Here is a 19,390-nt window from a genome sequence, read left to right on the forward strand (position 1 = left end):
GACACACTAGGGTTGTATTAGTATATATTATTGGTATAATAGTACTTACTGAAATAGTGCGACCTTCAAATCGTAGATTTTTTCAGAATCTAATTGAAATGATGGTGATAGTATGCCAGATAATAGTAAAACTCGTGTCGTTGTTGGGATGAGTGGTGGCGTCGATTCATCAGTTGTTGCTTATTTATTAAAGCAACAAGGTTATGATGTAGTTGGTGTCTTCATGAAAAACTGGGACGATACGGACGAAATGGGTGTTTGTACTGCAACAGAAGATTACAAAGATGTTGCTAAAGTAGCAAACAAAATTGGAATTCCTTATTATTCCGTTAATTTTGAAAAAGAATATTGGGATCGCGTATTCACATATTTCTTGGATGAATATAAAAAGGGTCGGACACCAAATCCAGATGTGATGTGTAATAAAGAAATTAAGTTTAAAGCATTTTTCGATTATGCTATGGAACTTGATGCTGATTACATCGCAATGGGACATTATGCACAAGTTGAGCAAGATGCTGACGGTATTATGCATATGTTACGTGGGGATGATAGTAACAAAGATCAGACTTATTTCTTGAGTCAATTATCACAAAAACAAATTCAAAAAGTTATGTTCCCAATTGGAAACATTGAAAAACCAGAAGTTAGAAGAATTGCTGAAGAAGCTGGACTTTCAACTGCTAAGAAAAAAGATTCAACAGGTATTTGTTTTATCGGCGAAAGAAACTTTACAAAGTTCCTTGGTGAATATTTACCAGCACAAACGGGTAATATGATGACTGTTGACGGTGTAAAAATGGGCGAGCATTATGGTCTTATGAATTATACAATTGGTCAACGTAAAGGTCTTGGTATTGGTGGTACGGGTGAAGGTAACGATCCTTGGTTCGTTGTAGGTAAAGATTTAGCAACAAATACATTGATTGTTGGACAAGGTTACCATAATGATTTACTTTATGCCGATTATCTTGAAGCATCAGAGTTAAGTTTTATGGCACCAATCGATCGCTTTGGCAATGATTTCCATATCACTGCTAAGTTTAGATACCGTCAAACTGATGTTGGTGTGACGGTTCATTTAAATGATGACCGTACAGAAGCTACAGTTGAATTTGATGCACCAGTACGTGCTATTACACCTGGACAGGCTGTTGTCTTTTACGATGGCGCAGAATGCTTAGGTAGTGGTATCATTGACGCTGCATTTAAAAAGTCAACTGAGGGATCAAAACAATTACAATATGTTTAAATTGAATTTATAATAGTTAAGGCACAAACAAATATTTTGTTTGTGCCTTTTTATATTTGTGGCATAATATAATAGAGATGAAAAAACGAAGGGGTCTTATTGACTGATGACTAATATATATTTTATTCGACATGGCAAAACAGAATGGAATCTTGAGGGACGATACCAAGGTGCGAATGGAGATTCACCCTTACTTGAACAAAGTTACATAGAAATACAACAATTAATCAAAGCACTTAAATCAATAAAATTTGATGCTATTTATTCAAGTCCTATTAAGCGTGCAAAGGACACAGCAAATTTAATTAATACAGGCCTAAACCAAAATTTGGATGTTATTTTGAATGATAACTTAGAAGAATTTCATTTAGGGAAAATGGAAGGCATGAAGTTTACAGATGTGGCTGTTCAGTATCCTGAGGAACTCGATGCCTTCCGTAATCATCCCGATAAATATGATCCTAAAAATATTAATGGCGAAACATTTCAAGCTTTATTAAAGCGGATGGTTCCAACAATTAAAAAAATTGTTGACCAAAATAAAATAGATGCAAATATTATCATTGTTAGTCATGGTGCGGCGCTTGGTGCCTTGATTCACGATTTATTAGGAGTACCGCTGAAAGACTTCCGTAAACAAGGTGGCTTATCGAATACTAGTACGACTATTTTGGAAACACAAAATGGAACCGAATTTAAATTAGTTAAATGGAATGATACTAGTTATTTGGATAGAATACGCGATGAAAGTGATGTCGTTTAAGGAGTAATAATGGGTAAGAGAGAAGAAAAAGAAGCAGAATCAAAACATATTATTCATCAATTAGTTGAAAAGGTTGAAAAAGAACCTAATAATCAAACGGCTTATTATGAATTAGGTAGTTATTTAACAAAAGTAAAAGACTACCCTCAGGCGGAAGAACTGTATAAAAAAGCTATTGGATATTTTGATGAGAAAAATGAACAAGTTGATTTATTACAATATGGTCTTGGTAACGTGTTTTACGAGGCAGAACTGTATTCTGAAGCAATTCAATCATTTCAAAAAGTAACTAATCAAAAGTTGAAAGAAACAGCTTTTTTAATGTTAGCACAATCATATATGGCTCAAGAGCTGTATCAACAAGCATTAGTATTTGCGATTACGGCTCAAGAAATAAATCCTAAAAATATGGACGCCAACGAATTAATTGGCGATATTTTCTTAGCATTGGGTCAGTTTGAAAATGCTGGTAAATATTATGACTTAGTTCTTAAAATAGATGAAAATAATGCAAAGGCTAATTTTCAACGAGGCTTAGCTAATATGGTTTTAGGAATTGAATTCAATACTTATTTTGATCGTTCAAAAATAGCCAATCAGGCCTATTTTGAGGCACAAAAACAAAGATTAAGTGAAATAGAATCGTTTATAAAATTACGTGATAAATAAAGAGGATGTGAAATAATGGTTGTTCAGAAACTAAATTTATTTAATGATGATCCTCAAAGTGATGAAACACAAGCTTACTTGGTTGGTAAGGTTGCAACCATATTTTTTCAAAGCCAAGATAGTTTTTATAAAGTGATTCTAATTCACAGTATTGAAAGTAATTTGGAATGGCCTGAAGATGAGGTTGTTGTTACTGGTAATTTTGCTGACATTAAAGAGGAATCTACGTACCGCTTCTATGGTCAACAAGTTGAGCATCCCAAATATGGGAAACAATTTCAAACGAGTAATTATCAAAATGAAACACCTACTTCAAAAATGGGGCTTATTACCTATCTATCTGGCTCAGAATTTAAAGGGATTGGGAAAAAGACTGCGGAATCAATTGTTGAAAAGTTAGGAACGAAAACAATTGATAAAATATTAGCAGATGATACTGTACTTGATTCATTAGAATTATCAAACAAGCAGAAAACAACAATATTAGAGACTGTTCGAGTAAATAATGGGATGGAACAAATTATTATTGGATTAAATGGTTTTGGATTTGGTAGTCAATTAGCCGCAACTATTTATCAAACTTATAAAGAAAAAACCCTTGAAATTATTCAAGAAAATCCATATCAACTAGTAAATGATATTGAAAATATTGGCTTTAAAAAGGCAGATCAAATTGCTGGAGAATTAGGATTTGCAGCTGATTCTTCAGGTCGAATACAAGCAGGTATTTTGCAAAGTATCAATGATTTATGTCAACAAGATGGCGATACCTATGCGACTGCAGAGCCGTTGTTGGAAGCATCTTTACGATTATTAGAGAGTAGTCGAAGAGTCAGAATAAACCCTGAGGCAATCTCAAAAGAACTCATTAATTTAGCTAAATCAGGACTCGTTGTCGGTGATGAACAGCGTATTTATTTAAAAAATCTGTATCATGCAGAATACCAAATTGCTGAACATTTAAAAAGATTACTTTCATCGGGGCAAGAAAAAGGTAAGTTAGCAGAAAAAGATATTGATAAAGCAATTCGTAAGATTGAAAAAAAACTTGATATGAATTATGGTGAGTCACAGATTAATGCCATTAGGGCGGCTATGAATTCACAGATATTTTTATTAACAGGTGGCCCAGGAACGGGTAAAACAACCGTTATTAATGGTATCGTGGAGTTATTTGCGGAATTAAATGACTTTTCGCTCGATCTTAGTAGTTATGGAGAAGGACAAACATTTCCTATTCTTTTAGCTGCACCTACTGGGCGAGCAGCAAAAAGAATGACTGAAACGACTGGATTACCTGCCAGTACAATCCATAGACTCTTAGGACTAACTGGAAGAGAATCGAATAATGATGTTGAAACGAAAGATTTAGAAGGTGGCTTATTAATTATCGATGAAATGTCGATGGTTGATACGTATTTATTGAATACATTAATGAATGCAATACCTACAGATATGAAAGTCATTTTTGTAGGTGATAAAGATCAATTGCCTTCTGTTGGTCCTGGGCAAACATTTTATGATTTATTGAAAAGTGACTATCTTGAGCGAAAAGAATTAACGGATATCTATCGTCAAGGTGATGGGTCATCAATAATTTCACTCGCACATTCAATAAAAAAAGGTGAATTACCTGCTGATTTTACACAGAATCAAAAGGATCGTTCATTTTTCGCGAGTCGTGAATTTCAAGTTGAATCAATTATTAAACAGGTTGTTGAACGAGCTAAGAATAAAGGGTTCACTTCAAGTGATATTCAAGTTCTGGCACCAATGTATCGAGGTGCGGCGGGAATTAATCGTTTAAATGAAATGTTACAAAATATTATGAATCCACTTGAAAATAGTAGACAAAAAGAAGTACTTTTTAGAGATCAAAAATTTAGAATTGGTGACAAGGTGTTACATCTTGTTAATAGTCCTGAAAATAATGTTTTTAATGGAGATATAGGTAAGATTGTAGGAATTACATTGGCCAAAGATAGCGAAGATAAGGTAGACGAACTAGTTATTGCTTTTGATCAAACAGAAGTGACTTACAGGCGAAATGAATGGCAAAAAATAACTTTGGCATATTGCACATCTATTCATAAGTCTCAAGGTAGTGAGTTTAAAATGGTTATTTTGCCAATGGTTTCGCAGTATAAGCGAATGCTTAAACGTAATTTACTGTATACCGCAATTACCCGTGCTAGCCAGTTATTGATTTTGCTTGGCGAAGAAAAATCATTTGAAGAATGTGTTGAGAATGAATCAGCCAATAGAAAAACAACGTTATTATTACGAATTGAACAGATTTTTGATGGTGATATTAAAAAAGTTGATGATTCGATTAAAGAGAGCCAACTAGCTAAAAAATCTATTAAAATAGCTCCGCCTGTTCCAACTTTAATTGAAAAATTTATTTTAACTAACGACAATATTATGGATGGTTCAATTGATCCAATGATTGGAATGGAGAATAGCCGACCATAGAAAAAGCCTATATATCTCAATTAAATGAGATATATAGGCTTTTTAGTTAATCCAAAATGGGTATGATAAGACGCTATACTCAATTTCAAAGAAACGGGTTCCTAGGTCTTCACCATCCATTTGACCGTACTCTAAAGAGTCAACGGAAAGTTTAATTTTATCTGATGTAAAATGGTGAACACCTTTTTGGTTAATATGTTTACCAGATTTCAGTAAAATGGCTAGATAGATTAATTTTAGTGCACTAGGTTTTTCAATGATAATTAAGTCTAAATTATTTTTTGTCGGATCTGCCATTGGTAAAATTGGAACACCGCCACCAAAGTAGGGATGATTTGATGTTGTTACAAGAAAGGCATTTTGATAAAATTCTTGATGGCCATTCACCCGGACAGTTATGGGAAATGCAGCTTGTCTTGATAAAGTTCCTAATAGGGCGCTTAAGTAAGTAAGCGATCCTAGATGAAGTTTATTCAATAGTTTCTTTGAACTTGATTGATTTGCGATACTTACTATTTGCGCATCGAAACCTACGCCAACATTATTTATAAAGTATTTTTTTTCATGCCGTGATAATTCGTGCATGACACCTAAGTTTAATAGTTTAGGTGAAGTTGTGTTTAATACTTGTTCAAGAGCTACAAGTGGAGATTTGGGGATACCGACACCTCGAGCAAAATCATTTCCTGATCCTGCAGGAATATAGGCAATTGGGATATCAAATGTGTTCGCATTTTTAACACCATTGATACATTCATTTAAAGTACCGTCGCCGCCAATAACTAGTATAATTTGATTATTGTCTGTTTCGATGGGGTGATAATGTCTGGCGTAATTTTCCGTTAGAAGGGAAGCATGACCAATATAGTCTGTCAGATGGGCCTTAAAATAGACATTTTGAGAAATTAATTTTTTTTCAATAGATTGCCAAATTTGTTTAGCACGACCACTTCCAGCAGACTCATTAACGATAATGAAATATTGATTCATGAACTTCCCTCCTTAATTAATACTAATAATTATAACTAAAATTTAAAAGGATTTAAAGATAAATTTTGATTATATAAAAATAGCTCAATATTCTAATTAGAATATTGAGCTATTTTTGTTAAACGATAACTAACATTGGTAAAATCATTGGTTTACGTTCAGTTTGTTCATATAAGAATTTTTGTAAGTCATCAACGATTGCATCATTAATCATGGCTTCTGTAATTTTATCATTTTTTAATAAGCGACTCATGACACGGAATAAGCGACGACGACCTTGATTAATTAATTCTCCTGATTCGCGCATATAGACAAATCCACGAGATAATAAATCTGGTCCTGCTTGAATTTCATGTTTTTTCATGTCAATCGTTGCAACGACAACAACAAGGCCTTCTTCAGAAAGGACTTGTCGATCATTTAGGACAGCGCTACCGATATCACCAATTCCTGAACCATCGACATAAATATCATCAGCTTCAAAATGACCAGCAATTCGAGCAGAATCACTAGTTAGAGCTAAGACATCACCATTTTCCATAATAAAGCTATTCTCTCTTGGAACGCCAATTTGTTCAGCTAATCCAGTATGAATTTTAAGCATTCTATATTCACCATGGACAGGGACGAAATACTTAGGTTTCATCAAACTGAGCATTAATTTTTGTTCTTCTTGGCCACCATGACCAGAAGTATGAATATTATTTACTTTACCATGGACAACAGTTGCTCCAGCTTCTGAAAGTTCATTAATAACGTGGTTTACACTGATTGTGTTACCAGGAATTGGAGAACTTGAGAAAACAACAGTATCACCAGGTTGAATAGAAACCTGACGATGAGTCCCATTAGCGATACGGCTAAGAGCTGCCATTGGTTCACCTTGTGATCCCGTACATAAAATTAAAATTTCATTTGCGGGTAATGAATTAATATCACGTGCATCAATTAAGGCATCATCTGGAATATTTAAGTATCCTAATTCACGTCCGTTAACAATTGCTGCCTCCATACTACGTCCAAAGACAGCGATTTTACGGCCTTTGGCAACAGCAGCTTCAGCAGCTTGTTGTACTCGGGAAATATTTGAAGCAAAAGTAGCAAAGATAATGCGGCCTTCACCTTTTTCAAAAATTCGTCGAATTGATTTACCAACGAATCTTTCTGATTTTGTAAAATTAGGAATTTCTGCATTTGTACTATCAGATAGTAGACAAAGTACACCATCAGCACCAAGTTGAGCCATTCTTTGAAGGTTGGGCGGCTGATTAGTAACAGGTGTTAGATCAAATTTGTAGTCCCCAGTGACTACAATGTTACCAGATGGCGTTTTGATTGCGACACCTAAAGTATCAGGAATTGAATGAGTTGTTCTAAAGAACGACACACTCGTTTTTCTGAATTTAAGAACAGTATCTTCTTCAATTTCATGCATTTCTGTTGTGGCAAGTAACCCGTGTTCTTCTAATTTTCCTTTGATTAATGCTGAAGCCAATGGTCCAGCATAAATTGGGACATTAATTTGTTTTAATAAATAGGGAATACCACCAATATGATCTTCATGACCATGGGTGATAACTAATGCTTTAATTTTTTGTTGATTGGCAACTAAGTATTGAAAATCAGGAATAACGTAATCAATTCCTAATAACTCATCTTCCGGAAACTTGATTCCTGCATCGACGACGATAATTTCATCTTGAAACTGGATGCCGTACATATTTTTACCAATTTCACCTAATCCGCCGACTGCAAAAACACCAGTCTCGTTATTTTTAACATTTATCTTTTTCATTCAGAAAACTCCGTCATTTTAAATGTAGGGTTTTCCTTTTCATATGCTAAAGCTTTATCTGATAATGTTTCAATGAATTCAATGTTATGTGTTGTTTGGTGACCAACAATACTTTGAGCTTCAATTTCAGAACTTGCTTCAAGGAAAAGTGATTTTGTTTCTTCTCTTTGTGGATTTCTATCTTGTGTTTCTTGATAATAAACTTTAAAAATCATTTGTAAAACTCCTTTAAATTAAATTGATATCATTTTGGTTAAAATGATTTGAAATGGAAATTAGAAACCGAACTGGGGGTTGTCTGCACAACATATAATTTATATTTTATCATATATTATTATTTAAGTATAGAATAGACCGATTTGAATAGACTTATAAAGGATAAAATTTAACAGACATGTTATAATTATGAAAAGTTATCGTATAAGGAAGAGTGGTGTTTTATAAATGTGGTTGGTAGTTAAAATAGTGACTGTAGTGGTTTTAATGATCATCATAATTTTAAATTATAACCGTCTGAAAAGAAATAGACAGATTACTATTCTTAAAAATAAAAGCAAACTTATTACAGATAATGCGGTTGAATTTGCTTTAAATAGACTACATGGTAATGAATATGGTATTAATTCTGAAATACTAAGGGTTACAGAAATTGTTTCAAAGGTTTGGGGTAAGAGGGTCATGGTATTTGAGTATCAATTTCAGATGAAGTCTCCTTCAGAAGAGAATATCGGGAAAATAAGAAACATTTTTTTCAATTTATTTGAAGAATTTGAAATGATGAACCTGGTTAAAAAAAGTGTCGAAGCAAAATCGGCATTTGAAGTAACAGATCTTTGGTATTTAGACGGTATTTTACATTTAGAGGTAGCACATTTGGTTAATGTTGAGACAATTATGTATACTAAAGATTTAAAAAAGGTATAGTTCAAACAGTATGTTTAAAGTGAAATAAAAAGAGTTTCTTCAATAAATTAATTATTGGAGAAACTCTTTAGTTATTTATTCAAGCATAATAGCATCGTTCGGTATAGCAAATGGTTTGTCAGTATTAATATGATCAAAGAATAATATACCATTTAAATGATCAATTTCATGTTGGACTACAATTGCTTCATAATTTTTCAAGCGGATTTTATGTTGTGTACCTTCGATATCAAAGTAACGAAGTGTAATCCGATCAGCTCTTGGCACATATCCAGGGACATCTCTATCAACTGATAAGCAACCTTCACCTTCTGAAAGTGCAGCAACTTGAACTGACTGACTTAAAATAGTAGGATTAATTAACACTTGTTTAAGTGTGGGCTCTTCACCTTCTGGGCCAGGGATTAAGACAGCAGTCATTCGTTTAGAAATTGCTAATTGCGGAGCTGCTAAGCCAACACCTGCGCGTAGATGATATTTTTCAGCTATTTCTTCATTTTGACTATTCTCTAAAAATTCCATTAAATCATGTGCGAGTTGTTTATCATCATCTGAAAGCGGAAAAGTCATTTCGCTTGAACGATTTCGTAAAATTGGATTACCTTCACGAATGATATTTTTCATTGTTATTTTAATCAAAATAGTACCTCCAAATTAATATTCTACGGTACATTGTAGCATAAAATAATCATATCTGTAGGCCATTTGAAAATTAATAGTTATGTTTCATTTCTTTTAGTTTTTAATGGATTGCTGTAAAATGAAACATAGTAATTACTTTCAAGTATATTGAAAGTATTAGTTGAAAATTAATTCAATAATTAAATAAAGTAAAAATAAAGGGAGTTTAACACACTAAATTATGAATAATAAAATTGATTACCCATTAGAAGCACATTGGACTACTGAAGAAATTATCTCTGTCAGTGAATTCTATAAAGCAATAGAATTAGCAAATTCTACAGGTATTGATCGAGAAGAATTGCTTTATAATTATCGTGAGTTTAAAAAAATTGTTCCTTCCAAAATGGAGGAAAAACAAATAGGCAGATCGTACGAAGATGAATCAGGTTTTAGTATTTATCGTACAATGAAATTTGCAAGAGAGAGTACAAGGGACGTTATTAAAATTAACCAATAGGGAGGTTATGATTTGAATATTGATGAGGTTAATTATCAGGTTAAAAGTTGGCTGACAGAGGCACGTGAAAATATTATTCATGCATTTGGAAATCCATTGTCTGTTGAAACAAAAAGTAGTCGAGTTGATCTTGTAACTAATATGGATAAACAGACTGAAAAATTTTTAGTAAACAAAATTCGTACCTTTGATCCGAAAGCCAAAATTTTAGGTGAAGAAGGTTTTGGGGATGATGTAACAAATTTAGATGGTACTGTTTGGATTGTTGATCCAATTGATGGCACAATGAATTTTGTCAAACAGAAAGATCATTTCGCGATTATGATTGGTATTTATGAAAACGGTATTGGAAAATTGGGATTCATTATGGATGTAATGAATAATGTTTTATATTCTGGTGGGCCAGATAGGGGCGTCTTTGCCAACGATAAAAAACTTGAAAAGCCTGAAAATATAGCACTTAAGGATGGCTTGCTAGGTTGTAGCTCACCTATGTTAATGATGGACTATAAGCATTTACAATCAATTGTTCAACATAGTTCAGGTGCTAGGGTTTATGGAAGTGCCGGTATTGAGTTTGTTCACATATTACGTGGACAAGAAATTGGTTATGTTTCTCACTTAAAACCATGGGATTTTGCAGCCGGTAAAATATTGGCGGAAACTCTTGGTATCACCGTGAAAACAATTGACGGGTTAGAGCTCGATATGTTACAATCAGCAGATGTATTAATAGCAACGGAAAACGCACAAGAGGACATTTTAAAACTACTAAATAGTTTTTAGTAGAATCGCGTTGTGGCTGTGACTAACAAGTCGCAGTTTTTTTATGCGATTTATTTATGAAAAAGTATGAAAACTTTTAGTAAGTGTGTTAATTGTCTGCTATAATAGTGAACTGTAGTTATTATTCGTAAAAATATTAAGGCTCCAACGAAAGGAAGAACAAACTTGAAAACAAGAGATGACATTCGTAACATTGCGATTATCGCCCATGTCGATCACGGTAAGACGACATTAGTTAATGAATTATTAAAACAATCAGATACATTGGATGGCCATTCAGAAATTAGTGACCGTGCCATGGATACAAATGATATTGAAAAAGAACGTGGTATTACAATTTTATCAAAAAATACTGCTGTTAGAGTTGGCGACAAACAAATTAACATTTTAGATACACCTGGACATGCCGATTTCGGTGGTGAAGTAGAACGTATCATGAAAATGGTTGATGGTGTTTTACTTGTCGTTGATGCTTTTGAAGGAACAATGCCTCAAACACGTTTTGTTTTGAAAAAAGCTTTAGAACAACAATTAGTACCAATCGTTGTTATTAACAAAATTGATCGTATGGGTGCTCGTCCACAAGAAGTTGTTGATGAAGTTCTTGATTTGTTTATTGAATTAGGTGCTGATGAAGCACAACTTGATTTCCCTGTTATTTATGCTAGTGCATACAATGGTACATCAAGTATGGATCCAGATATCGAAACTCAAAAACATTCTATGGATGACGTTTTTGAAACAATTATAAATACAATTCCTGCACCAGTTGATAACAGTGACGAACCATTACAATTCCAAGTTTCAATGTTGGATTATAATGAATATGTTGGTCGTGTTGGTATTGGTCGTGTGTTCCGTGGAAAAATTGCTGTTGGTGATCAAGTTTCTGTTATTAAACTTGACGGCTCAGTTCAAAACTTCCGTGTTTCAAAACTTTTTGGTTTCTTCGGTTTAGATCGTGTTGAAATTAATGAAGCTAAAGCCGGTGATTTAATTGCAGTTTCAGGGATGGATGACATCTTCGTTGGTGAAACTGTAACACCAAGTGATCATCAAGAAGCATTACCATTAATGCGTATTGATCCACCTACACTACAAATGACATTCAGAACGAATGATTCACCATTTGTTGGACAAGATGGTAAAAACATTACTGCTCGAAAGATGGAAGATCGTCTTAAATTACAATTGCATACTGATGTTTCATTGAAAATTGAAGATACAGATTCTCCAGATGCTTGGGTTGTTTCAGGTCGTGGAGAATTACATTTATCAATCTTAATTGAAACTTTACGTCGCGAAGACTATGAAATTCAAGTTTCACGTCCAGAAGTTATCTACCGTGAATTCGAAGGCAAGATGCAAGAACCATTTGAAAGCGTCCAAATCGATACACCTGATGAATATTCTGGTGGTGTTATTGATACAATGGCTCAACGTAAGGGTGAAATGATTAACATGGAGACCGGTAATAACGGCCAAACTCGTTTAACTTTCTCAGCTCCTACTCGTGGTTTAATTGGATATGATTCACAATTCCTTTCAATGACTCGTGGATACGGTATCTTAAATCATACTTTCTCTGAATACAAACCAGTTATCCGTAACTGGGAACCTGGTCGTCGTAATGGCGCATTAGTTTCTATTAATTCAGGAAAAGCTACAACATATTCAATTATGAGTATTGAAGAACGTGGAACAATTTATGTAACACCTACTACTGATATTTATGAAGGAATGGTTGTTGGACAAAGTAGCCGTGAACGTGATATTTCTGTAAATATTACTAAAGGAAAAGCTATGAGTAATGTTCGTTCTTCTAATAAAGATCAAACAGCCTCAATCAAGAAACCAACTATTCTTACTCTTGAAGAATCATTGGAATTCTTGAACACGGATGAATTATTAGAAATCACACCAAATAATTTACGCTTACGTAAACGTATCTTAGATACAAATATGCGTGAAAAAGCTCAAAAACAACATAAAACAGATTCAAAAAAAGGTTAATTTAAAAAGAGTTGAAAATGATTAAGTTCATTTTCAACTCTTTTTTTTAATCATGATAAATAGTAATATGGTATACTATTAGGAGTCACGAGAGAATAAAATCGATGAAAAACAACATTTCTAAAGAAAATGTGATGGTCACTTTGCAAGAAAATGTAGATAAAATAAATAAATTTATCTGGAAACAGCGAAATACATTTTACTAGCTTGGTTATGTTACATTTTAAGAAGTAGTTGATACTTAATTGTTCGTTTTTCTCGTGAAGTAGATTTTGTGTTGGAGTGTGCTCTGTTTGAAGAAAAAACTGAAAAGAAGCAGATAAAGAATCTTGAAGTAACTTCGAATAGACACTTTAGTACTAAATTTGAAAAAATGAAGAAATAAGTTGGATTAAAAATGCAAATTTTAAAAAGAATAACACAAAAATTACAATATCTTGATTATTTTATTTTTATACCGTATATCATATTATCCGGAATTGGTGTGGTCATGGTTTATTCTGCTAGTTCATATAAGGTTCAAATGGCGGGTGGCGATCCAACGACATATTTAAAAAAACAATTGCTTTTTGCCATTTTAGGATTGCTAGTTGCTTTCCTTATATATTCAATGAAGGTTAATTTTTTTAAAAGTTCTGGATTTATAATATTATTTGGTGCAGTGTCCATTCTGCTACTTTTATACGTAGTACTTAGCGGTAAAACAGTTAATGGTGCAGCAGGATGGATTAACTTTGGCTCTTTTAACATTCAGCCCGCAGAAATCAGCAAGATTTTTTTAGTCTTGTTTATGGCGCAACAAGTTGCATTCCGTGAAAATAAAGAATTAAGTTATGAGGGTAGAAATAAACGTCGTTTTATCTATGCGATTGCAGTAGCCTTACCACTCATTTTAATTTTGGTTGAACCAGATGTGGGTGGGTTTATTATTAATTTTAGTGCAGTATTAATCATTATTTTGGCTAGTGGGTATTCAATTGGAATAACTTCTTTAATTTCTGTTGGTGGCATGGGTACTTTAATGATATTATTATCAAAATTAAAATCTGTTTCTCCAGATTCTGGTGGTCCATTAGCATATATGGCTAAAAGATTTAGTGGATTCAATGATCCGTTTAAATATCAGCAATCAACTGGACAACAGCTGGTAAATTCATATTATGCATTAAGTAATGGTGGTATTTTTGGTGCAGGACTAGGAAATAGCATCCAAAAACGAGGCTATCTACCAGAACCGTATACTGATTTTATATTAGCAATTACAGGTGAAGAACTTGGATTATTGATGGTATTTTTTATTTTAATATTACTTTTCAGTATGATTGGACGAATTATCTTTATTGGTTCTAAAAGTAAAGAAACTTTCCATTCACTTTGTTGTTATGGAATTGCGACGTTTATGACAGTGCAGACTGTATTTAATGTTGGTGGTATATCAGGTGTTTTACCAATAACAGGTGTAACATTTCCATTTCTTAGTTATGGCGGATCAAGTATGCTTATCTTGAGTTTCTGTGTAGGCTTAGTTTTAAATATATCAGCTTTAAGAAAAAAGGAATTACTAAATAATAAATAAAAAGGGGGTCATAATCAAATGCTTGACGAAGAAAATGGGACTAAGTTAGTTATACAAAAAAGACAAGGTGTCATTGTGTTTTTATACCATATGAAGCAAATTAAGCAGTTGAAACGATTCGGTATTATTCAATATATTTCAAAAAAAATGAAATATGTTGTCATTTATATGAATCAAGAAGACCTACCCGAGACGATTAAGAAAATTCAAAATTTAAAATTTGTTAAAAAGACAGAAGTATCGCATCGCCCTGATATTGATATGGACTTTGGGTCTCGAATGGGTGAAAAAGCATTTAAATTAACAGATGAAGATCAAGAAAAATTTAAAAATAAAAGTGAGTAAAGTATATGAGAATAATTTCAGGTGAATATGGCGGAAGAAAATTAAAAGCAGTTCCGGGTATGGCAACAAGACCTACAACGGATAAAGTTAAGGAATCAGTGTTTAATATTATTGGTCCTTATTTTGATGGCGGTAAATCGTTAGATTTATTTGCAGGTAGCGGAGGGTTAAGTATCGAAGCTGTTTCTAGAGGAATCTCGCATGCTTTTCTAATTGATAGACAGTATCAAGCAATTAAAACAATTAATGATAATATTGCTATCACAAAGGAAGAAGATAAGTTTACGGTCTATAAGCAAGATGCCGATAAAGCAATTGGACTATTAAAAGGTAAAGAAACATTTGATCTTGTTTTTTTAGACCCACCTTATAAGACCCAAGAAATAATTGATACGATAAAAAAAATAGATAGCAGCGAGTTGTTAAATAATCAAGCTTTAATTATTTGTGAAACAGATCAATATGCTAACTTACCTGATGATATTTCTGGATTCAGGCTATTTAGGAGACAAAATTATGGAATTACACAGGTAACGATTTATCAAAAGGAGAACTAAAATGAATGCAGTTTTTCCGGGAAGTTTCGATCCATTAACTAATGGACACTTAGATATTATTGTTCGATCAAGCCAAATTTTTGATAAAGTTATTGTCGCAGTTATGACTAATACTAAAAAGAAGTCATTGTTTACAGCTGATGAAAAGGTAGATTTGATTAGTGAAGCTACCTTTTCATTAGCAAATGTAGAAGTAGTTAGTGTTGAATCAGATTTAACGATTAACTTAATGCACCAATTAGATGCTAAAATAATTATTCGTAGTGTTAGAAATAATAGGGATTTTGAATATGAAAAAGATATTGCATTGATGAACAAAGAGTTAGATGAAACAGTGGAAACTGTATTGATGCTTGCTAATCCTAAATACGCACATATTTCCTCAAGTTTAATGAAAGAAATATTTAAATTTGATGGAGATATTTCAAATATGGTACCTAATCATATAAAAGTAGCTATGATTAAAAAATGTCATGAAGTAATTAGTAAGGAAGATTAACTTAAATAAAATGAATCATCATTAAAATACGTGATAATGATTTAAGGAAAAAAACGAATTTCATTTTAAATGAAATTCGTTTTTTTGCGTATTTAAATATAAGAGGGAGGTGGATAAGATGGATCAAATAAAAAAAATTTGAATTGAATATCGAAAAATTATCATTATTTGTGTGGTATCTGTAATAGCATTGACCATTTTTTCAATAGTTACACAACATAAAAGTAGCAAAACAGATGATATGTTAGTTAATAGTATTACTAGTACGTCGTCTAGCTCGGAAAAAAATATATCAAGCCATTTAGAAACCTCAAATGGTGGGAAAATCGTTGTGGATATCAAAGGAAATATAAAAAAACCAGGTATATACACAATGAAAACAGGAATGAGAATTAGTCAGGTAATCGATTTAGCTGAGGGATTTTTATCTAACGCTGATCAGAAACAGATTAATTTAGCTCAAAAAGTAACAGATGAGATGGTTATATATGTTCCGGCAAAAGGGGAAGTAAAAGAAAATAAAGTAGCAGCTACTACTGCCCAAGGATCTTCTGTTATGGATGCAGGGTCTACTACAGGAACTCAGGATAAATCGAATGATGAATCAACGGTTAATTTAAACACCGCAACGAAAGAACAACTGCAAGGGTTGACTGGAATTGGACCAAAAAAAGCAGAACAAATTTTACAATATAGAGAAGAACATCAATCGTTTAAAACTACGGATGAATTAAAAGAAGTTGGCGGCATCGGTGATAAAACATATGAAAGTCTAAAGGACTCATTAGCGGTCTAACTTTTTTTAAAGATTTATTTTTGATATACTATAAAAAAATGAAAGAAGGAAATACCTAAATGCCTGATAATAGAATTCCTTGGGATCAATATTTTATGACGCAAGCTGCATTACTATCATTAAGAAGTACATGTGAAAGATTATCTGTTGGTGCGATACTTGTTAGAGATAAACGGATTATTGCAGGCGGATATAACGGCGCTGTTTCAGGGGATGTACATTGTATAGATGAAGGTTGCTACCTTGTAGACGGACATTGTGTACGAACGATTCATGCAGAAATGAATGCAGTTTTACAGTGTGCAAAGTTTGGCTCAGCGACAGATAATTCAGAAATTTATGTGACAGATTTTCCTTGTTTACAGTGTACAAAAATGCTACTTCAATCCGGCGTGAAAAAAATATATTATTTACGTAATTATCATAATGATGATTATGCCATATCACTATTAGAAAGAAATAATGTTATTTTTGAGCAAGTAAAAGTTGATAAAAATTATATTGAAGAAATTGTTCTGAATAAAATATTTTCAGAATAAAATCAGTTGAAGCAGTTGATCTATTTTTTGCGACGTTAGTTATTGGAATAACAAGTTTATATGTTGTAAATTACAATCCTATTTGGATTATTTTCGCTATCGTTATTTTTATACGAATTATTACGTTAAAACGTTCGATAACTTTTTATATTTGTTGTGTCTGTATTTTAATTTTTGGTATTTATTTTTACAGTAATGCGAAGGAAAGCCAGAAGCAAGTTGTAGTTGAAAAAGAGGTACAAAATGTTAATGTGAAAATTTACCCTGATGATTATTCAATCAATGGTGATTTGGTTAGTTTTGATGGACAAATAATTTCTAATTCACAAAAAATTCGAGGATTTTATAACTGTAAGTCACAAAATGAACTCAATAAGATTAAACATAATAAACACACTAAAATTATAAACGTTGATGCTAAGCTACAAAAAATTAAATCAGCGACAAATGAAAACGAGTTTGATTATCAAAGTTTTATGCGAACTAAATCAATTTACAATAGTATGACTATTATAAAAGTTAATAATAGTGAAAAAAATGTCATGAATTTATCGCTTGAATCCGTGATAAGTAAGTTACATGAATTACGAGCAGAATTAAAAAGTTATTTTAATTCTTTATCCAATCCGTTAGATAAATTTTTGAATGCTTTGGTAATTGGTGATAAGACTCAGGAATTCAATCAGGATTTAGCCTCTATAAGACAATTAGGATTAATTCATTTATTCTGTTTATCGGGTTTACATGTATATTATTTTGTGATGTTAATAAGAACGTTAGGAAATAGACTATTAATCCCACGTGAGACAGTAGCCAAAGGATTACTTTTTTTACTTCCATGCTATTTAGTTATTGCAGGGGAATCTAGTAGTTTACGACGTGCAATTTTTATGTGTATGGTTCAACTTATTTGTGAACTAATTGATAAACCTGTCCAAGGGATTACGGTTTGGTGTTTCGCTTTGTTAATAGGATTGGTGATTGAACCACAAGTACTGTTCACATTTGGCGGTCAGTTGAGCTATCTAATGTCATTACTACTAATCTTTATGGAGAATAAAGGTACTTTTGAATCAGGTATTTGGCTAAACTTATTTAGTTTGCCATTTATTTTTTTCAACGTTTATCAGTGGAATGTTCTATCAATTGTACTTAGTATTTTTATTATTCCTATTTTTGAATTCTTAATCCTACCAATTGTAATTTTTGGAGGAATGGTTGGGATTCATTTTAAGGTTGTTATGGATGGGATAAATACTGTATTAAAAACGTTTATTTATTTTTTTGATGAACTAGCACGTTTACCATTAACGATAACGTTTGGTAAACCCAGTTTAAATATGTGCATGCTATTTTTCATGTGCACCTTAACATGTTTTTTACATCCTTCGTGTATTAAAAGATGGGCAATATTAGTTAGTTTCTATGTTATGGTATTTCTATGGATCCATTTTCCAATTCGGCAAGAAGTCGTTTTTTTTGACATTGGTCAAGGGGATTCAACATTGATAAGAAAGCCGTTTAATAGGCAAATTACATTAGTAGATACAGGCGGTAAAGTTCATTTTAAGATGGATAGCTGGCGAACTAGAAAGGAGTATCAAACTTCTGGTGAAAAAATTATTACTAATTATTTATTAAGCAAAGGAATCAGTCATATAGACTATTTATATTTGACGCATCAAGATGCAGATCATATAGGTAATTTTCCGTCTATATTAACCAAAATAGACGTCGATAGAATGATTGTTCCATCTGGAATGGAACAACTGCCACAATTCATTAAAAAAATAGAATCTACTCGACCGCCTAAAATGGTGATACCTATGACAGATAATAGTAAAAAACAGGATGCTGAATTGATGATTCTACATCCTTTTAATCAAGGTATAGGAAAAAACGAAGATTCTCTTGTTTTATTTGGAACAATCGGGAAATATAGCTATCTTATTACTGGCGATTTGGACCGAGCTGGTGAAAAAAAGGTTATTCAAAAATATCCCAATTTACAAATATCAATTCTTAAAACAGGTCATCATGGCAGTAAAACTGCGACTGATCCAATATTTATTGATCAAATAAAACCGAAGTTAGCGGTGATTTCTGCTGGTAAGAATAATAGATATGGCCACCCACATCAAGAAACATTAGATACTTTGAAAAAATATCGAATACCGTTTGTTAGTACAGCAGAGCATGGTATGATAAGAATCAGCAAGTTTCAAAATTATAAAGAAAAATTAGAAGTTTTTAACAATGAAAAGAGCTGA

19 protein-coding genes are annotated in these 19,390 nt (G+C 32.6%); 15 read left to right on the forward strand and 4 right to left on the reverse strand.

All coding sequences use genetic code 11. The features are described from left to right. Nucleotides 1–112 precede the first annotated feature (112 nt). The 4 genes from mnmA (at nt 113) to recD2 (ending at nt 5,159) form a co-directional block, all read left to right on the forward strand. The gene (gene mnmA, locus AC1RPJ_RS05680; RefSeq protein ID WP_409022386.1) at nt 113–1,252 is read left to right on the forward strand and encodes a tRNA 2-thiouridine(34) synthase MnmA; all 1,140 of its coding nucleotides are present in this window, start codon (nt 113–115) and stop codon (nt 1,250–1,252) included. A gap of 106 nt (nt 1,253–1,358) precedes the next feature. Beyond that, nucleotides 1,359–2,015: a histidine phosphatase family protein gene (locus tag AC1RPJ_RS05685; RefSeq protein ID WP_481761696.1), complete on the forward strand. Its 657-nt coding sequence runs from the start codon at nt 1,359–1,361 to the stop codon at nt 2,013–2,015. A 9-nt stretch (nt 2,016–2,024) separates the two neighbouring features. Then, nucleotides 2,025–2,684, forward strand: coding sequence for a tetratricopeptide repeat protein (locus AC1RPJ_RS05690; protein ID WP_481761697.1), 660 nt, complete (start codon nt 2,025–2,027; stop codon nt 2,682–2,684). 15 nt (nt 2,685–2,699) lie between these two features. Further along, the gene (gene recD2 / locus AC1RPJ_RS05695) at nt 2,700–5,159 is read left to right on the forward strand and encodes an SF1B family DNA helicase RecD2 (protein ID WP_481761698.1); all 2,460 of its coding nucleotides are present in this window, start codon (nt 2,700–2,702) and stop codon (nt 5,157–5,159) included. A 42-nt stretch (nt 5,160–5,201) separates the two neighbouring features. Here recD2 and AC1RPJ_RS05700 read toward each other — a convergent pair whose 3' ends face one another. From AC1RPJ_RS05700 to AC1RPJ_RS05710, 3 genes are all read right to left on the reverse strand, one after another. Further along, nucleotides 5,202–6,149, reverse strand: coding sequence for a diacylglycerol/lipid kinase family protein (locus tag AC1RPJ_RS05700; protein ID WP_481761699.1), 948 nt, complete (start codon nt 6,147–6,149; stop codon nt 5,202–5,204). A 118-nt stretch (nt 6,150–6,267) separates the two neighbouring features. Beyond that, entirely contained in the window at nt 6,268–7,944 is a 1,677-nt protein-coding gene (gene rnjA / locus AC1RPJ_RS05705; RefSeq protein WP_409022391.1) for a ribonuclease J1, read from the reverse strand. Continuing rightward, complete coding sequence (locus AC1RPJ_RS05710) at nt 7,941–8,159, reverse strand: DNA-directed RNA polymerase subunit epsilon (RefSeq protein WP_409022392.1); 219 nt, start codon at nt 8,157–8,159, stop codon at nt 7,941–7,943. Before AC1RPJ_RS05710 ends, rnjA begins: the two co-directional genes overlap by 4 nt. Nucleotides 8,160–8,388: 229 nt before the next feature. On the opposite strand from AC1RPJ_RS05710, the gene AC1RPJ_RS05715 reads away from it, so the two are divergent. After that, on the forward strand, nt 8,389–8,868 hold the full coding sequence (locus AC1RPJ_RS05715) for a hypothetical protein (protein ID WP_409022393.1): 480 nt from the start codon (nt 8,389–8,391) through the stop codon (nt 8,866–8,868). Nucleotides 8,869–8,943: 75 nt separating this feature from the next. Here AC1RPJ_RS05715 and def read toward each other — a convergent pair whose 3' ends face one another. Then, nucleotides 8,944–9,492, reverse strand: coding sequence for a peptide deformylase (gene def, locus AC1RPJ_RS05720; protein WP_409022787.1), 549 nt, complete (start codon nt 9,490–9,492; stop codon nt 8,944–8,946). A gap of 238 nt (nt 9,493–9,730) precedes the next feature. Between def and AC1RPJ_RS05725 the strand changes: the two genes are divergently transcribed. The 10 genes from AC1RPJ_RS05725 to AC1RPJ_RS05770 all read left to right on the forward strand — a co-directional run bounded on the left by AC1RPJ_RS05725 (nt 9,731) and on the right by AC1RPJ_RS05770 (nt 19,390). Beyond that, nucleotides 9,731–10,009, forward strand: coding sequence for a UPF0223 family protein (locus AC1RPJ_RS05725; protein WP_481761700.1), 279 nt, complete (start codon nt 9,731–9,733; stop codon nt 10,007–10,009). Between the two features lie 12 nt (nt 10,010–10,021). Then, nucleotides 10,022–10,795 carry an inositol monophosphatase family protein gene (locus AC1RPJ_RS05730; RefSeq protein ID WP_481761701.1) on the forward strand — a complete coding sequence of 258 codons (774 nt, stop codon included), beginning with the start codon at nt 10,022–10,024 and terminating at the stop codon, nt 10,793–10,795. Between the two features lie 165 nt (nt 10,796–10,960). Continuing rightward, complete coding sequence (gene typA / locus AC1RPJ_RS05735) at nt 10,961–12,808, forward strand: translational GTPase TypA (protein ID WP_481761702.1); 1,848 nt, start codon at nt 10,961–10,963, stop codon at nt 12,806–12,808. Between the two features lie 397 nt (nt 12,809–13,205). Continuing rightward, nucleotides 13,206–14,384 carry an FtsW/RodA/SpoVE family cell cycle protein gene (locus AC1RPJ_RS05740; RefSeq protein WP_481761703.1) on the forward strand — a complete coding sequence of 393 codons (1,179 nt, stop codon included), beginning with the start codon at nt 13,206–13,208 and terminating at the stop codon, nt 14,382–14,384. 18 nt (nt 14,385–14,402) lie between these two features. After that, nucleotides 14,403–14,729, forward strand: coding sequence for a YlbG family protein (locus tag AC1RPJ_RS05745; protein ID WP_481761704.1), 327 nt, complete (start codon nt 14,403–14,405; stop codon nt 14,727–14,729). 5 nt (nt 14,730–14,734) lie between these two features. Further along, a complete protein-coding gene (gene rsmD, locus AC1RPJ_RS05750; RefSeq protein WP_481761705.1) occupies nt 14,735–15,286 on the forward strand; it encodes a 16S rRNA (guanine(966)-N(2))-methyltransferase RsmD in 552 nt (183 codons plus the stop codon). A 1-nt stretch (nt 15,287) separates the two neighbouring features. Next, on the forward strand, nt 15,288–15,785 hold the full coding sequence (gene coaD / locus AC1RPJ_RS05755; RefSeq protein ID WP_481761706.1) for a pantetheine-phosphate adenylyltransferase: 498 nt from the start codon (nt 15,288–15,290) through the stop codon (nt 15,783–15,785). A gap of 241 nt (nt 15,786–16,026) precedes the next feature. Next, on the forward strand, nt 16,027–16,581 hold the full coding sequence (locus AC1RPJ_RS05760) for a helix-hairpin-helix domain-containing protein (protein WP_481762189.1): 555 nt from the start codon (nt 16,027–16,029) through the stop codon (nt 16,579–16,581). A gap of 59 nt (nt 16,582–16,640) precedes the next feature. Beyond that, nucleotides 16,641–17,120 (forward strand): ComE operon protein 2, encoded by a 480-nt coding sequence (locus AC1RPJ_RS05765; RefSeq protein WP_409022402.1) that lies wholly within the window; start codon nt 16,641–16,643, stop codon nt 17,118–17,120. A 251-nt stretch (nt 17,121–17,371) separates the two neighbouring features. After that, nucleotides 17,372–19,390, forward strand: a complete 2,019-nt coding sequence (locus tag AC1RPJ_RS05770; protein ID WP_481761708.1) for a DNA internalization-related competence protein ComEC/Rec2 — start codon at nt 17,372–17,374, stop codon at nt 19,388–19,390.

It is taken from the genome of Dellaglioa sp. CoH-57-MRSF-17 (assembly GCF_056782015.1).

Coding starts and splice junctions, on each gene's coding strand:
- rsmD (WP_481761705.1), top strand. CDS start 14,735: ATGAGAATAATTTCAGGTGAATATGGCGGAAGAAAATTAAAAGCAGTT.
- AC1RPJ_RS05690 (WP_481761697.1), top strand. CDS start 2,025: ATGGGTAAGAGAGAAGAAAAAGAAGCAGAATCAAAACATATTATTCAT.
- AC1RPJ_RS05700 (WP_481761699.1), bottom strand. CDS start 6,149: ATGAATCAATATTTCATTATCGTTAATGAGTCTGCTGGAAGTGGTCGT.
- recD2 (WP_481761698.1), top strand. CDS start 2,700: ATGGTTGTTCAGAAACTAAATTTATTTAATGATGATCCTCAAAGTGAT.
- coaD (WP_481761706.1), top strand. CDS start 15,288: ATGAATGCAGTTTTTCCGGGAAGTTTCGATCCATTAACTAATGGACAC.
- mnmA (WP_409022386.1), top strand. CDS start 113: ATGCCAGATAATAGTAAAACTCGTGTCGTTGTTGGGATGAGTGGTGGC.
- AC1RPJ_RS05760 (WP_481762189.1), top strand. CDS start 16,027: ATGTTAGTTAATAGTATTACTAGTACGTCGTCTAGCTCGGAAAAAAAT.
- AC1RPJ_RS05710 (WP_409022392.1), bottom strand. CDS start 8,159: ATGATTTTTAAAGTTTATTATCAAGAAACACAAGATAGAAATCCACAA.
- rnjA (WP_409022391.1), bottom strand. CDS start 7,944: ATGAAAAAGATAAATGTTAAAAATAACGAGACTGGTGTTTTTGCAGTC.
- def (WP_409022787.1), bottom strand. CDS start 9,492: ATGAAAAATATCATTCGTGAAGGTAATCCAATTTTACGAAATCGTTCA.
- AC1RPJ_RS05715 (WP_409022393.1), top strand. CDS start 8,389: ATGTGGTTGGTAGTTAAAATAGTGACTGTAGTGGTTTTAATGATCATC.
- AC1RPJ_RS05765 (WP_409022402.1), top strand. CDS start 16,641: ATGCCTGATAATAGAATTCCTTGGGATCAATATTTTATGACGCAAGCT.
- AC1RPJ_RS05740 (WP_481761703.1), top strand. CDS start 13,206: ATGCAAATTTTAAAAAGAATAACACAAAAATTACAATATCTTGATTAT.
- AC1RPJ_RS05745 (WP_481761704.1), top strand. CDS start 14,403: ATGCTTGACGAAGAAAATGGGACTAAGTTAGTTATACAAAAAAGACAA.
- AC1RPJ_RS05685 (WP_481761696.1), top strand. CDS start 1,359: ATGACTAATATATATTTTATTCGACATGGCAAAACAGAATGGAATCTT.
- AC1RPJ_RS05725 (WP_481761700.1), top strand. CDS start 9,731: ATGAATAATAAAATTGATTACCCATTAGAAGCACATTGGACTACTGAA.